The following is a 13,516-nucleotide window of genomic DNA, read 5'->3' on the forward strand; positions in this document are numbered from 1 at the left end:
CCCGACCCAGCCACAACAAGAAGATCATTTACGTGACAGCCCTTACCGCCGCGCGGTCGCCCTGGTCAACGGCATCGACACCACCACACCCCACCCAGCAACGGGAAGCGACAACGACAAGTTCTTCCGCGACAGCGCGAGCGAAGTGCTCGCCGCCTGGCTGCACGCGGCCGATCTAGCCGCCAAGGACGTCGACGACCTCGCCGAGTGGCTCCGACGCATCGACGACCCCACTCCGACCCGCATCCTGCGAGACGACCCCCGGGCCGAACCCTCAGCCGCGGTCAACATCACCCGCCACCTCGACCCCGGCGCCGGCCGCACCACCAGCGGGGTGGTGCGCTATCTCACCCTCTCGCTCAATAGCATCACCGCCACCGAAGGCCGGCGACTGTGCGGGCATCGCGACATCGACAGCCAGTTCGACATGGAACAAATGATCACCGAGGGTGGAACGGTGTACCTTCTCGCCGACAGCAGCCGCCTCCACCGCCTCAAACCACTACTCAGCCTATTTGCTGCCGAAATGTTCCTCGCCGCCGAAGCGGTTGCCCTGCGCGCCCCCAACCGTCGGCTTCCACAACCGTTCATCGGCGTCGTCGACGAGCTTCGCTACGGCATCACCATCCCCAACCTGCCCTACGTGGCGAGCGCTCAACGCAAATACGGCATCGGCTATATCTACGGAGCCCAAACCGCGTCTCAGGAGGACGCCGTATACGGGCCAGACGCCGAAGCGCTACGCGCGGCCGCCGGCGTCTCGATTATCGGCGGCATCGACATAGGCAGTGCCCGGGATCTATCCGAGCGGGCCGGGTCCACACCCGTTGTCACTCCGACCCGCAGCTTCCCCACCGGTATCAGCCCATACGCCGGTCACAGCGCCAGCTATAGCGAGCAACTCCAGCACCAAGACACGCTGAGCGTGGCTGATCAGCAACGGCTCAGCGACGGTCAAGCCGTGGTGATCGCCCGCGGCGTCGCGCCATTCATCGCCTGGATCCCAGCCTACCGCGACAGCCGTGCACTCAACCGGGTCATCACTGCGGAAGCTGAAGCCGTCGCGCGGCAGGTCGCGGGTGCCCGCAATCGACAGACCACCACCCCCGGCGGCCACCGTGAAGCCACCATTGCCAGCGCTGACTTCAGTCGACCCGAAGGACCGTCGTGACCGGCGCAGCGACCGCCTTTGACGACGAGGATCTTGAACTACTCCTCGCCCTCTACAACGCGCCTGCGAACAACGAGGAACCCCGCCGACCACCCTGGACATGGTCCGCCCTGCATCTAAACGAACGGGCCGCGCTTGCGCGCATGATCGACGTCTGGGTCGAGACCTACAACCATATCCACGCCACCCAGCCCACCGACCTCATCCCACCCTGTTGGCGTCACCACCCAGGCCTCGCCACCGAACTCGCAGTCCAGGTCTGGCTCTGGTACGCAGCGCACATCCACCCACAGACCACGCCCCTGATCGCCGGCGAATACTACCTCCGACACCTACCTGGGTTTCGCGCCCGACTCAACCACATGCTTGGCGCTTCACCGCCTGAATGCCGCCGCAGCGACCACCCCGACACCTGGCGCAGCGAAACCGACACCCAACGCACTTCCTACACCACCACGTCGTACAACCACGATGACGATGTCGACCAACTCGGTCAGCTGCACTTCGGATTCCCACACCTGGCCGGTCGCGGACAAACCTAATCAACTGTTTGGATCAGCATGGGCTGTCGCCGCACCGGGCCGCGACTGCCGAAGCGAGCGATCACCATCGCTCCTGCGGCTGGCGCCGGACGAGGTCCTCTGCGCAGAGTTGTAGACGGAGGACATAGAAACTCGAAAGACCGCACCGTGATCGACAATCCGCGGGGCGTTCCAAGCGTTGCGGGACTGTTCCAAGATCGGCTCTGGCGCACTTTCGGTGGTGCCGTCGTGGCCCTGTGCCGGGACGGGCCGGCTGGCTGTCATGATCGTTTGTGTCTGAGATGGCGATGCTGGTCGGTGTGGTGTTCTCGGGGCTGTCGGCGCTGGTGATCGAGGGTGTCGAGGATGCGGGCGATGTGGTCGTGGTGCGGGCGTCGACCAAGGGCGGTGCGGTGGCGTGCCCTGTCTGCGGGACGCTGACCGGCCGGGTTCATGCCTTTCATGAGCGTGTCCCGGCGGATGTGCCGGTCGATGGGCGTCGGGTGTTGGTGAGGTTGCGGATCCGTCGGATGCGTTGCTGTAACAGAGTGCGTGCGCCGGACGTTCCGTGAGCAGGTGCCGGGCGTGATCGAGCGGTACCAGCGACGGACCGTTCGGCTGGGTGAGCAGGTTCGTGATGTCGTTCGCGAGCTGGCTGGCAGGGCCTCCGCCCGTTTGCTGCCAGCTCTCGGGATCGCTGTGGGGCGGGACACCGCAGTGCGGGCCCTGTTGGGCATCCCGCTGCCGGATCGGGTGGTGCCGCGGGTGCTCGGGATCGATGACTTCGCCCTGCGCAGAGGGCATGACTACGCCACCGTGTTGATCGACGCCGAGACGGGTGCCCGGGTCGATGTGCTGGCCGGACGCGGCGCCGGGGTGGTGGCTGGCTGGCTGCGGGCGCATCCAGGAGTCGAGGTGGTGTGCCGGGACGGTTCAGCGGCCTATGCGCAGGCCGTGAGGAACGCGCTGCCCAACGGGATCCAGGTCGCCGACCGATGGCACCTGTGGCACGGACTCTGTGACGCCGTGGGCAAGGAGGTCGCCGCCCACAGTGCGTGCTGGGCTTCGGTCACGCTCTGCGCGAAGGAAAGCTCGCCGAGACCACACTCCAGCGGTGGCAGCAGATCCACGCCTTGCTCGAGGCTGGGGTCGGGCTGCTGGATTGCTCACGCCGGCTCGGCCTGGCGATGAACACGGTCAAGCGATACGCCCGTGCTAACACGCCGCAGCGCATCCAGCGGGTCCCCAAGTATCGGGCCTGCATGGTCGACCCGTACCGGGGCCACCTCCGTGCCCGCCGAGAACAAGAGCCGAGTGTGGGGGCCACCGCGCTGCTGGCCGAGATCCGCGCCATGGGCTACCACGGCAGCCACAACCTCCTCGTGCGCTACCTCAACCAGGGACGCCATCTCGACGACCACCCGCACCTGTCGCCACGCCGAGCCGCCAGGCTGCTGCTGACCCGACCGCAGAACCTCACCGAACGGCAACACGAACGCCGCCAAGGCCTGACCGCGGCCTGCCCCGAGATGGCAGCGCTGACAAGCGTTGTGGGCTTCTTCGCAACCCTGCTCACTCCCCCCACGAGGAAAACCCAGCCCGGTTGGCGCAATGGACCACCACCGCACGCGAGGCCGATCTGCCTCACGTGCACTCCTTCGCCCGAGGCATCAACCAGGACATCGACGCCGTCACCGCCGCCATCACCCACAACCACCACAACGGACGCACCGAAGGCGTCAACACCAAAACCAAGCTGCTCAAGCGGCAAATGTACGGACGAGCAGGCCTTACTCTCCTACGCCACCGCATCCTCCTCGGATAACACCCACCACCGAAAGTGCGCCAGAGCCGATCATGAGATAGACCCAGCGTTGCAACCGCTGGCGGTACCTCGCGTTCTCTGTTGCCGCGCGGCGATCGTTTTCGGCGCACTGATCGCCGGGCTCATAGCTCGACGGTTGGCGCGGGGCGGGTTCCCAGGTGGCAATCCCGCCATACCCGCCCCGCGCCATCGTTTAGCGACGAGCACGCGGTAAGGACGCCCCCCGTTGTCCCGGAACAGTGACGAAGCAGGACCTCCTCACACACCTCGACACGCGAGAGCTCAGTGCTGAACTGCTCCCTTAGTTTCACCGTTCGTCTGACAGACGTGTGCTTGAGGCTCGCGCCACATTGGCCAGAGTGGTGGTCCGTCCGGTAGATGGACCTTGGGTCCTGGGCAGCGGTACTGGTGTCTCTTGTAGAGCTGGCGGGATTCGGGGCTGCTGGCTTCGAGGTAGGCGGCGATTCCGTGGGTGTCTAGGTGGTTGTGGTGGTGTCGTAGTAATGCGGTGCCGAGTTGGTGGCGTTGGCGGTCGGGGCGGGTGGCGAGGAGGGCGAGGTGGTGGTGGGGGTAGCGGTGGGGGTGGTGGTGGGTGAAGAGCTGGTCGAGCTGTTGGAAGCGGGGTGTGGCGGGTCCGCAGGCGGTGGCGAGTCGTTGGTCGTAGGCGGGGGGTGGTGGGGGTGGTCCGGTGAGGTGGGGGATCCATACGGCTGCGGCTGCGAGTTGGCGTGTGTCGTCGTCTTCGATCAGGTCGATGCGGCCGTGGGTGAGTGCGTGGTCGATGAGGATGTCGAAGTGTGCGGTGAGGGTGCCGGTACGTCGTTGGGGGTCGGGGACCAGCCAGGCGGCGACGTCAAGGGGGTGGAATGCCGTGGCGATCAGTGCGGCTGTGGTGGGGGCGTCGTCGGGGCTCGCACGACGGATGGTGGGGGGTGTCATCAGCTCGGTGGCCTGTCCCACTGGAAGTCGGAGTGGTCGGGTACGGGCCCGCCGCTTCTGAGGGCGGCGCTTTTGGCGCCGAGTCCGATCGATCGGTAGGCGGTGGGGCGTCGGTGGTAGAGGACAAGGGCCCAGAGCGCGCCGAGGGCGGCGAACGTGAGATAAGCGCAGGGGATGAGCCAGGGCACGGGCGAGTCGGGTGGGACGCCGAGCAATGTGGGCAGGTTGGTGAGCGCGAGCACCAGCACGAGGATGAGCGCGGTGGCGGCGAGGACGGGCGCGGCGAGGAAGCGCCAGGTCGTCTTGGTGGTGGGGGTTCGGGCGAGGTGGCGGACGATCGCAATGGCGGTGGTGGTGATGAGCAGGAGGACACCGACTCCGCCGGCGGTGCCGCCCCAGAAGAACAGGTGCGCGACGGGGTCCCAGCCGGCGGTGGCGTAGAGCAGGATCACGGCGAGCCCGACGGCGGTTTGGAGGAGTGAGCCCAGTTGGGGCGCACCGGTGCGGGGGGAGGTGTGGCCGAGGATCTCGGGGAGGACGCGTTCGCGGCCGAGGGCGAAGATGTAGCGGGCTGTGGTGTTGTGAAACGAGATCATGGCGGCGAGCACGCTGGTGACGAACAGGACCCGGCCGAGGTCGACCAGGGTCGGCCCGAGGTGTTGTCCGGCGAGGTGGAAGATCAGCTCGGCGGAATGGGTTTGGGACTGGGTGATGATCTGGTCGGGGCCGGTGGCCACGGTCATGGCCCATGAACTCATGGTGTAGAGGGCGGTGATCACGGCGACGGTGATGAAGCTGGCGATCCGGATGGTGCGCTGCGGGTCGCGGGCTTCCTCGGAGTACACCACTGTGGATTCGAAGCCGACGAAGCCCAGCACGGCGAGCGCGAGGACGGCGCCGAGGCCGGGGGTGGCGAGGGTGGTGGGGTCGAGTCCGTCGAAACGCACGGTGCCGGTCGCGGGGTGGGTGAGGTTGGCGAGGCTGTAGAGCAGGATGATCGCGACCTCGGCGACCAGGAGCACCGCGAGCACGCGGCTGTTGAGGTCGACGTGGAGCAGGCCCAGCACCGCGACCAGCAGCCACGCGACCAGCGCGACTGCCCACCAGGGCAGCTGGAGGCTGAGCCAGACGGCCAGCAGGGGTGTGGCGGCGGCGCCGATCACGCCGTAGAGCCCGACTTGCAGCGCGTTGTACGCGGCCACCGCGACCCACGCGCCGGCGACGCCGATGGGGCGGCCGATGCCGCGGGCGATGTAGGCGGAGAACGCGCCGGCGTTGGCGACGTCGCGGGCCATCGCGACGTAGCCCATGCAGAACAGGGCCAGCACTGCGCCGATGATGAGGAATCCGAGCGGGAGGCCGGTAATGCCGGTGACGGCGTATCCGGTAGTGACCACTCCAGCTACGACGGTCAGCGGGGTGGCGGCGGAGATGACAAAGAACGTGACGGACGGCACGCCGAGGCGAGCTTCGGCCAGCGTCGTCGACACGCTCCGTGGCTTGCGTGTCCGTGGCTTGAGTGGTTGTCGCGGAAGGGGCATGGGTCAGCTCCTTGGCGTGGTGGCGGTACGAGGTTGTGGTGCGAGGTGGCGGTGGGGGGTGTGTTCAGGGGCGAGGGGTGAGGACGGCGTCGCCGACCGCGGCGTTGGTGTGGCCGACGAGGTGTTGCAGCGAGGGGGGCAGCGCCGCGACCGCGCGGTCAACGCGTTGAGCGCGGATAGGTGGCGGGGTGTCGGCGAGGATGAAGCGGGTGAGGCCGGTCGCGTGGGCCAGTCCGGCAAGAAGGACCATGTCGGGCTCCCTGAATGCCGGACCCGCGCCGATCTCGACGGCCAGGCGGTCCTCGAGTGCGGCAGCGTGTAGATGGTTGACCGGTACGTAGGTCGTGGCCGTGCGGAGGAAGCGGCGCACGACGCGGGCCTGGGCCAGGTTCTGCCGGATCAACCGCTCGCCGACGGCGTCGTAGGCGTCTCGGCTGAGAAACTCCATCCAGTCCCGCACCGAGGTCACCTCCGGCTCGGCCCGGAGTTGGTCGCCCACGGACTGGGCCAACGGGTCCGGTAGCGCCCAGGCCGGCAACGCGCGGAGGTGTCCATTGCCGAGGGTGATCTGCTGGAAGAGGAGTTGCTCTCCGAGCAACGCTGCCGCGAGCCCGAGCCGCAGGCCCCGAGGGGACAGGCGGCATCGCCACGAGATCGAGTCGTGCGCGAGGAGAAAGAAGCCGTCAGCCAGCAGCAACACCGGTGTGATCCGGCCCCCAGCAGGGTGACGTGCTCCTAGTCGCGGGGTGTGCACCGGTCATCCTTTCTCTCGGCGGTGCTGGTCGGTCCGCCACGCCACGGGGTCGAGGTCGGCATCGGCCGGGGGCCATCCGCCGAGTTCAGTCGGCTCGGCGTGCAGCTCGGTATGCAGCGCGTTGTCTTCGCTCGGTGCGGTCCACCAGATGACCCGAGAACGTCGCGGCGAGAGCTGTGGCGTGAGTGCGTAGTGCAGGTGCTCGCATGGCCCGAGGTTCAGGGCCTGGATCAGCTGGGGGTCGGGTGCGGTGGATCCGGTATCCCAGACCTCGACGCTGACGTGGTCGTGCCTGTCGTGCAGGTAGACAGTGAGCGTGGTCAGCTGGTCGAACGCGGGGGCGTGGAACGGGAGGTCCTCCTCGATCACACCCGTGGTTGCGACGGCGTGCGCGACGAGCTGTTCCGCCACCCGCTCCACCCACGCGATCAGGGCTTCATCGTGTGCGGGTGGGGTCAGAACCTTGCGCACGAGCAACCGGACCACGCTGGCCGCGCTAGGAACCGCGGCCAGATCCAGCCGTCCCCGCACACAGACCTTGCGGGGATTCCGGTGCTGGCCGCCCTCGTCGGATCTCGTGCCTGTCGCGTCAGGACTGTCCCGCGTCGAGGAGGTCGCAGGTGTCATGGCCGATGTCACCGCCGATGTTCTGGCGGTTGTCGTGGCGGTTGTCATGGCGGAGCCTCTTCGGGGGAAGGGTTAGCGGCTGCCGGAGTCGCCGATGTTGGTGATCCCGCCGGCTGCTCGGCGAACCGCGTCCTCGCGGGCCCTGCCGCCCTCTGCGGCGCTGACGCAGGGTTCGGGTAGCTGCAGTACCTGGTGGACGACGTCGGTCACAATTCCCTGGATCGGATCGATCAGGTCTTTGCCGCGATATGTGCGGGTGAGCTGCGTTGTCCCCGAGGCGACCAGGAATAGTGAGTCCACCGTCCCGTCCGGCCATTCCCGACGTGCCGTCCCTGTTCCCCAGCCAGCGTCGACGACCTGCCATCGACCGTCTGCGATGAGGAGGGGTTCCAGCAGGTCGTAAAGGAAGCGTTCCGACCCTGCCGAGGCCAGCTCCCCTCGGGCCGCGAGGGCCTCGTCTACCGCGACCGTGATCTGCCCGACGTCGTCGGGGGTCAGTCGGAGGTCGGGAGCGCGGAGGAGCTCGCGCAGGTGCTCGGACAAACCCGTGCTCAGGATGGGTGTGATCACCGGGGAGCGGTTCAGCAGCGCGGCGATCGCGAGTTGGGCTGGGGTGGCGTCGTAGGACGCCGCGACGGCCGCCAGGACCCCGTCGCGTTGGGTGAGGAGCCCGCCGCCCAGCGCGCCCACCGCCACGAACGGGATGTCGTGGTCCTCGCAGTAGCGCAGGACGTCGTCGTTCGCGCGGTGGGCGAGGTTGTAGGAGGCCTGCACCGCGGCGATGTCCACGACTCGCCGAGCGCGCACGACCTGATCGACCCCGACCTTGCACAACCCGATCTCGCCGATCTTGCCATCCGCCTGCAGCTCAGCGAGGACCTCGAGTTGAGCCTCGAACGGCACGGTCAGATCGACTCGATGCAGGTAGTACAGATCGATGCGCTCGACTCTCAGCCGGCGCAGGCTGGTCTCCACGCACTGCCGCAGGTACTCGGGGCGACCACACGGGACCGCCTTGCCCGGTCCGGGCCTCGTCAGGCCGCCCTTGGTCGCGATCCTCACCCCCGCCGGGCAGGAATGCACCGCGTTCGCGACATACGTCTCGACGATGTGGGGACCCCAGGCATCAGCGGTGTCCACGTGTCCCACACCCACATCGACGGCCTCCATCAGCACACACATCGCCCGGTCGGGGCTGGTGGTGGAGCCCCACGCGCCTGGGCCGGCCAGTGGCAGGGATCCGATCCCCAGCCGTCGCGCCGACATCGTCCCCACCGGCAAAACCGGCTCGTCCTCGGGTGCAGCAGTCATCACGAGTCTCCTCAGTGCTCAACAACAAAGCGGATCGGTTGGTGCTCGCCGCCGGGCCGCGGGTCCTGCCCGCTGCAACGCCCTCGTGATCGGGGGCCACCCCGGAGAGTGGGGTCGGGTGACGGCGACAGGGACTGCGCGGGAGCGCAGCGCCGCCACCCGACCCTCCTCACGGACCCGTCACCGGCTCCACACGCGCCGCTCACCCACGTCCGCAAGCAGCGCGCCCCGCCGAATCGGCACGAAGCCGTGCCGGGACGGGCGCGGGCCCGGCCGAGCGGTGGTCACCAGTCGGTCGCCCGCTCCGCGCCGGCACCCTCACCGGCGCGGTCACCGGGGCGGTCACCGGCCCGGTCACTGGCCCGCTCGCCGGGGTGGTCAGCGTGGACGACGCTGTTCACCCAGGGGCGGTAGGTGGTGACGTCGGTGTAGATCCCGCGACCGCCGCCGTTGCTCCCACCGCAGACCCGGTTGGCCGGATCCTCGGGATCGCCCACGGTGGGATCCCCGTCTCGGGACGTGACACCCAGCAGGACCCACCGGCCACGGACCTCGACCAGCAGCGGCCCGCCGCTGTCACCGAAACAGGCCATCTGCCCGGACTCACCCCGCACGCAGACCTCAGACGAAAGGTCGAACCAGTCGCAGGAACTGTCGGCTTCCCGCAGCACGTCGGCCTGCATCAGCCGGACCGGGCGGCACGGGAAGCTGGTCTCGGTGGCCTCACAGGTCGTTCCGTGTCCGAGGATGCGGTAGCTCTGCCCCACCGGACCGATGCCCCCACCGATCCGAACCGGGCTCGTCGGCACCGGTCGATCCAGCTGCAGCAACGCCAGATCGTCACCCGGCTCCCACGCCCACTCGGGATGGAGCACGACGGCCCGGACACCACGCAGGTGACCACCTTCGGTCCAGTTCTTGCTCCCGATCCGCACCTGGGTGGTGCCCGGAACGAACCGCTCCCCGCAGTGCCCCGCCGTGAGCACCCACTGCCGAGCGACCAGCGAGCCCCCACACGTCGCCCGGACCACCCCGGTGGCCGGATCGGGGTGCAGCACCGCGGCGAAGAAGGGGTAACGGCCCTTTGCTTCCTCCCCGCCGATGATCCTCGGCTCCACCCCGCTCAGACCTGCGGCCTCTGGGGCTGCCGGCACCGCGGCGGAGAAGGGGTCGGGGTAGCGGGCCTTCGCTTCCTCCCCGCCGATGCTCCTCGGCTCCACCACGCTCCGACCTGCGGTATCTGGGGCCACCGGTCCCGCTGCCGGTCCTGTTGCCGGTCCTGGTGCCGGTGGCGTACCGGTGGTGGGTTCCGCCCCGGCTGGTGCGGTTGTTCCCAGCACGGCGCTGGTGATCAGCACCATGGTCGTGATCCCTCGCGCCACGAGGCGCGGCCTTCTCACCATGTCCTCCTTACATGTCCGGGCAGTCACTTCCTGCCCTCGATCTCCCGGCCCACCTCCGATAGGCGGCGGGACGTCATCAGGTGAGGCAACTACTTCTGACCTCTCGTCGACGGCCGCCACCACAGACGGGGTGCGGTGCACGCCGTGAACCACTGGGTGTCGACGAGCTCGAAACCGTTGCGCAGCAGGCCTTGGCTCAGCCCCTTCATGTGAGGGGCGCCCCAGATGAGCACCGTGTCACCCTCCTGGCCGAGGACCTTGGTGAGTTCCACACACTCTCGCCATGAGGAGATCACCTGCTTGGCCCACCAGTCGACATGGTGCTTGTCCTTCTGGACATCATCACCTCGTCGGACCTGCTTCCAACCCTCGAGGTATCGCAGCAAGGCGAGCCCATACGTCGCGTTTCGTTGCCTAATCCACTCGATCTTCGATTGCAGCTCCTTGCCTGATGCAGGGTGATACTCGGGTCCCAGCACGCGGACCAGGTCGATGTCCGCGACGTCACTGTGTGTCCAACTCGGCGCTGTGGACATGACACTGTCTCGTTGGCCGATCCAGGACAGACCAAGCTCAGACCACGCGTTGAATCGCGACGCGATACTGTCGTGCAAGCGGCGAAGCGCCTCGAGTTCGGCCTGGTCGCGAGCAGCGTCGGCGTTGTCCTGTCCTTGGAACGTCTCCAGGCGAACGGATGCGCCGGCGGCCTCGAGCTCGTCAACAACCTTGCGCAGCTGGGCAAAATACTCCGGCGTTCCGAGGTGCTCGATGCCCACGATCGTGACCGTCCGCCCGTCAGGGTGGGTGAAGACGTTGACGGCGGTCTGAAGTTCGTTCTTGACGGTGCGGACACCGAACAGTTCGTCCCGGACACGGGCTTCTCGTTTGACAAGGCGGAGCACTCAACGTTCCTTTACACACTCGTTGTCGGACTGGATCTCCGACGGCAGATGATGATGGGGACTGTCTGGCCGCGACGCGCGCATCGCGGCTCCAGCCGCACCGAAGCCGGTGCAGGCCCACAGCTTCCTTTCAGGGGTTGTAATCGACCACGTACAGGCGTCCACCGATGGGCACAGATCGCCTGCGTGGTCCGTCCCGCCGCTGGAGAGCGGCAAGGGTCTCCTCGAGCAACGCGTCCAACTCGTGATCGGTACGACGCGCACGAAGAGCACCCCAGTGGCTCAGATCCGCTGATCGCCGCCGGCCACGCCCTCGTCGCGCCGCGAGCGGTTCCCCGGCCACGGTCCCGTGCTGGGGACACTCCCAGCCGGCAGGAAGCTCGGCGTCGGCGGCGAAATAGACCAGAAGCGCGTGTCCGCGTTCGCAGTAGAACGACAGCGCGACCCGCGTGGCCTGACCGATGCCCGTCTGTGGCTCGCCACGAACTGACACCTCGCACAGCGCCACGTGTTGCGTTACCTGCATCCGGGCCCCTCGGGCTCAGTCCTGTGTGCACCGCGCGCGGACGTGGCAGACGATTCGCTGCCCGACCTGGACCGTTCGGGGCCGCTCGCTGTGCCACCGCGAGGTCGGAACTCGACTCCGGTCTCGGCCAGGATGCTGCGAACGAAGCCGTAGGAGCGACCCGTCCCTTCCGCCAGCGCACGGATGCTGGCGCCGCGCTCGTACAGCGCCCGGAGCCTACGGCCTATCGATCGCCGACGCTTCCCGGTGAGTCGGCGGCCTTTCTCGACCCTGGGTATGACCATCGTGTCCCTCGCGGTTCGAATGTTCTGGACGTGTCGGTAGGATTTGCTCGTTCGCCGCGATCAGCGCAGCGCCGCTGTACTGATCGCGTTCATCAAGGCGAGACGTCCGGTCGCTCGGTGTTCTCCGGCCCGCCGTCGCTGTGATCCAACTCATCGCGTAGCAGCGGGCACGCTCCAGAGCTGCTGATCTGTGCAACCCCGCAGCTTCTCCCAGCTCGATCGCCTCGGTGAAGCAGGCACGGGCCTGCGCCACATGACCCAGACGCGCACGTGCCTCACCCAAGATGGCGTAGACGTCCACGAGGTAGGCCGGAGCCCCGAAGGAACGCAAAACGTCGATCACAGCGCCCATCTCGCACACAGCAGTGCCCCACTGCCCGGCGCCGAGGTGCGCTTTGGCTAGATAGGTGACCGCTCGCGCGAGTCCAATCTCGTCGTCCACCTCCCGCATCACGTCCTTCGCAAGGCGCAGATGTCGGATCGCTCGGTCGAAGTCGGCCATCTTGGGACGGCAGTAGATCTCCCCGATTCGCCGGTGACGCAAGGCAATGCTGCGCCGGTCACCGAGTTCCTCGTCGAGTCTCACCGCGCGCTCGAGATCCGCCAGCGCACCGTGGCACTCGCCCCGGGCTGTGCGGGCACGGGCGCGAGTTGACAGCGCGGCGGCCTCCGCCCACCAATCACCCAGCTCCGAAGCCCGCCGGACCGCCTGAGTGCACGCCTCTTCCGCAGCTGTGTCGTTTCCCAGCGCGGTCTCTGCGAAACCGAGCCGGCTCAGACACACCGACTCCAGGACATGACTGCGTCGGCGGGCGGCCTCGGCGCCCAGCCGCTGGGACTCAGCCAGCTCGTCCCAGGCCGACAACGAGCGCAGTCCGTTCCAGACTGTCTCCGCGAGCAGGAAGACGAGCTCGTCCCATCCGTCCTGCCCGGCCGCGGATCGCTGCGCCTCCAGCACATTCGCCCACTCGCGCGTGAACCACTCCAGGGCATCCCGCCGGTCGGGGAACTGCATGTCATAGACGTCGAGGTACACCCAGCTGAACCGCCGAGGACGAGGGTTGATCGCGAGGTCCGCCGCGGCAGCCTTTTTCCCGTACCACTCACACATCCGATACAACGCGCCATTCCGCTCAGGTTGAGGATCGAGTTCCTCGGCCCGGGCTCGGGCGTGTTCGCGCAGCAGGTCATGCTGGCGAAAGCGGCCGTACTGGATCTCCGTGATCAGGTTGGCGTCCAGCAGCTCGGAGACGGCTTGGGTGGTCACGTCCACGGGCTCGTTCAACCCCTCCGCGACCGGCTCGACCGTGAACTCAGGCCCGGGATGCAGCGGCAACAGGCGATAGAGCCGCATGGCAATCGGACCCAGCTCGTCATAGCTCGCGTTCAGCGCTGGCGCCACCGAAACATCACCCACACTCAAATCGAGAGGACCACGGTCGACGAGCCTGAGCACGCTCTCCTCCGGCGTTGCGCGAGTCGCCAGGTACGCGCCCGCAACCGACAGCGACAACGCATGCCCATGGCACCGCTGCGCCAACAACTCGAACCTTCGGAGCTGATCATCGCCTGTATCTATGCCGGCAAACTTCGCCAACAACACCGCACCCACCGACGCCGGAAAACCCTCCACATGCCTATGCCCGAAACCCTCGAGCTGAAGGCCATGAGCTTCCCCCCGAACCGTGGAGGACTCCTCTATGCGGCTCGGT

The 13,516-nt window shown here is 67.6% G+C and carries 12 protein-coding genes and 1 pseudogene; 4 read left to right on the plus strand and 9 right to left on the minus strand.

Annotated elements, in window-relative coordinates:
• The 3 genes and pseudogenes from BU204_RS36975 to BU204_RS38735 all read left to right on the plus strand — a co-directional run.
• Positions 1-1,171, plus strand: a 1,171-nt coding sequence (locus tag BU204_RS36975; RefSeq protein ID WP_143230029.1) for a type IV secretory system conjugative DNA transfer family protein, incomplete at its 5' end; no start/stop codon positions are given.
• On the plus strand, positions 1,168-1,713 hold the full coding sequence (locus BU204_RS36980) for a hypothetical protein (RefSeq protein ID WP_143230030.1): 546 nt from the start codon (positions 1,168-1,170) through the stop codon (positions 1,711-1,713). The genes BU204_RS36975 and BU204_RS36980, both read left to right, overlap by 4 nt.
• 272 nt (positions 1,714-1,985) lie before the next feature.
• Positions 1,986-3,517, plus strand: a pseudogene (locus BU204_RS38735) (ISL3 family transposase).
• A 938-nt stretch (positions 3,518-4,455) separates the two neighbouring features.
• Here the strand turns inward: BU204_RS38735 and BU204_RS37005 are convergent.
• From BU204_RS37005 to BU204_RS37045, 9 genes are all read right to left on the minus strand, one after another.
• On the minus strand, positions 4,456-5,946 hold the full coding sequence (locus tag BU204_RS37005) for an APC family permease (protein WP_233161049.1): 1,491 nt from the start codon (positions 5,944-5,946) through the stop codon (positions 4,456-4,458).
• Positions 5,947-6,061: 115 nt separating this feature from the next.
• Positions 6,062-6,697 (minus strand): GOLPH3/VPS74 family protein, encoded by a 636-nt coding sequence (locus BU204_RS37010; protein WP_158073576.1) that lies wholly within the window; start codon positions 6,695-6,697, stop codon positions 6,062-6,064.
• 57 nt (positions 6,698-6,754) lie between these two features.
• On the minus strand, positions 6,755-7,237 hold the full coding sequence (locus tag BU204_RS37015; RefSeq protein WP_075130451.1) for a hypothetical protein: 483 nt from the start codon (positions 7,235-7,237) through the stop codon (positions 6,755-6,757).
• 213 nt (positions 7,238-7,450) lie between these two features.
• Positions 7,451-8,689, minus strand: a complete 1,239-nt coding sequence (locus tag BU204_RS37020) for an aldo/keto reductase (RefSeq protein ID WP_083661979.1) — start codon at positions 8,687-8,689, stop codon at positions 7,451-7,453.
• Positions 8,690-8,973: 284 nt separating this feature from the next.
• Positions 8,974-9,912 (minus strand): S1 family peptidase, encoded by a 939-nt coding sequence (locus BU204_RS37025; protein ID WP_075130453.1) that lies wholly within the window; start codon positions 9,910-9,912, stop codon positions 8,974-8,976.
• A 269-nt stretch (positions 9,913-10,181) separates the two neighbouring features.
• The gene (locus BU204_RS37030; RefSeq protein WP_075130454.1) at positions 10,182-10,994 is read right to left on the minus strand and encodes a hypothetical protein; all 813 of its coding nucleotides are present in this window, start codon (positions 10,992-10,994) and stop codon (positions 10,182-10,184) included.
• Positions 10,995-11,124: 130 nt separating this feature from the next.
• The gene (locus tag BU204_RS42335; RefSeq protein WP_075130455.1) at positions 11,125-11,520 is read right to left on the minus strand and encodes an RNA polymerase-binding protein RbpA; all 396 of its coding nucleotides are present in this window, start codon (positions 11,518-11,520) and stop codon (positions 11,125-11,127) included.
• Positions 11,511-11,804, minus strand: a complete 294-nt coding sequence (locus BU204_RS41770; RefSeq protein ID WP_075130456.1) for a helix-turn-helix domain-containing protein — start codon at positions 11,802-11,804, stop codon at positions 11,511-11,513. Before BU204_RS41770 ends, BU204_RS42335 begins: the two co-directional genes overlap by 10 nt.
• Positions 11,737-13,260: a tetratricopeptide repeat protein gene (locus tag BU204_RS37045; RefSeq protein WP_233161050.1), complete on the minus strand. Its 1,524-nt coding sequence runs from the start codon at positions 13,258-13,260 to the stop codon at positions 11,737-11,739. The genes BU204_RS41770 and BU204_RS37045 overlap by 68 nt, the downstream gene beginning before the upstream one ends.
• A 66-nt stretch (positions 13,261-13,326) precedes the next feature.
• Between BU204_RS37045 and BU204_RS41775 the strand changes: the two genes are divergently transcribed.
• Positions 13,327-13,516, plus strand: a 190-nt coding sequence (locus BU204_RS41775) for a hypothetical protein (protein ID WP_233161051.1), incomplete at its 3' end; no start/stop codon positions are given.

The sequence above is a fragment of the Actinophytocola xanthii genome, from assembly GCF_001921205.1.
GTDB classification, from domain to species: domain Bacteria; phylum Actinomycetota; class Actinomycetes; order Mycobacteriales; family Pseudonocardiaceae; genus Actinophytocola; species Actinophytocola xanthii.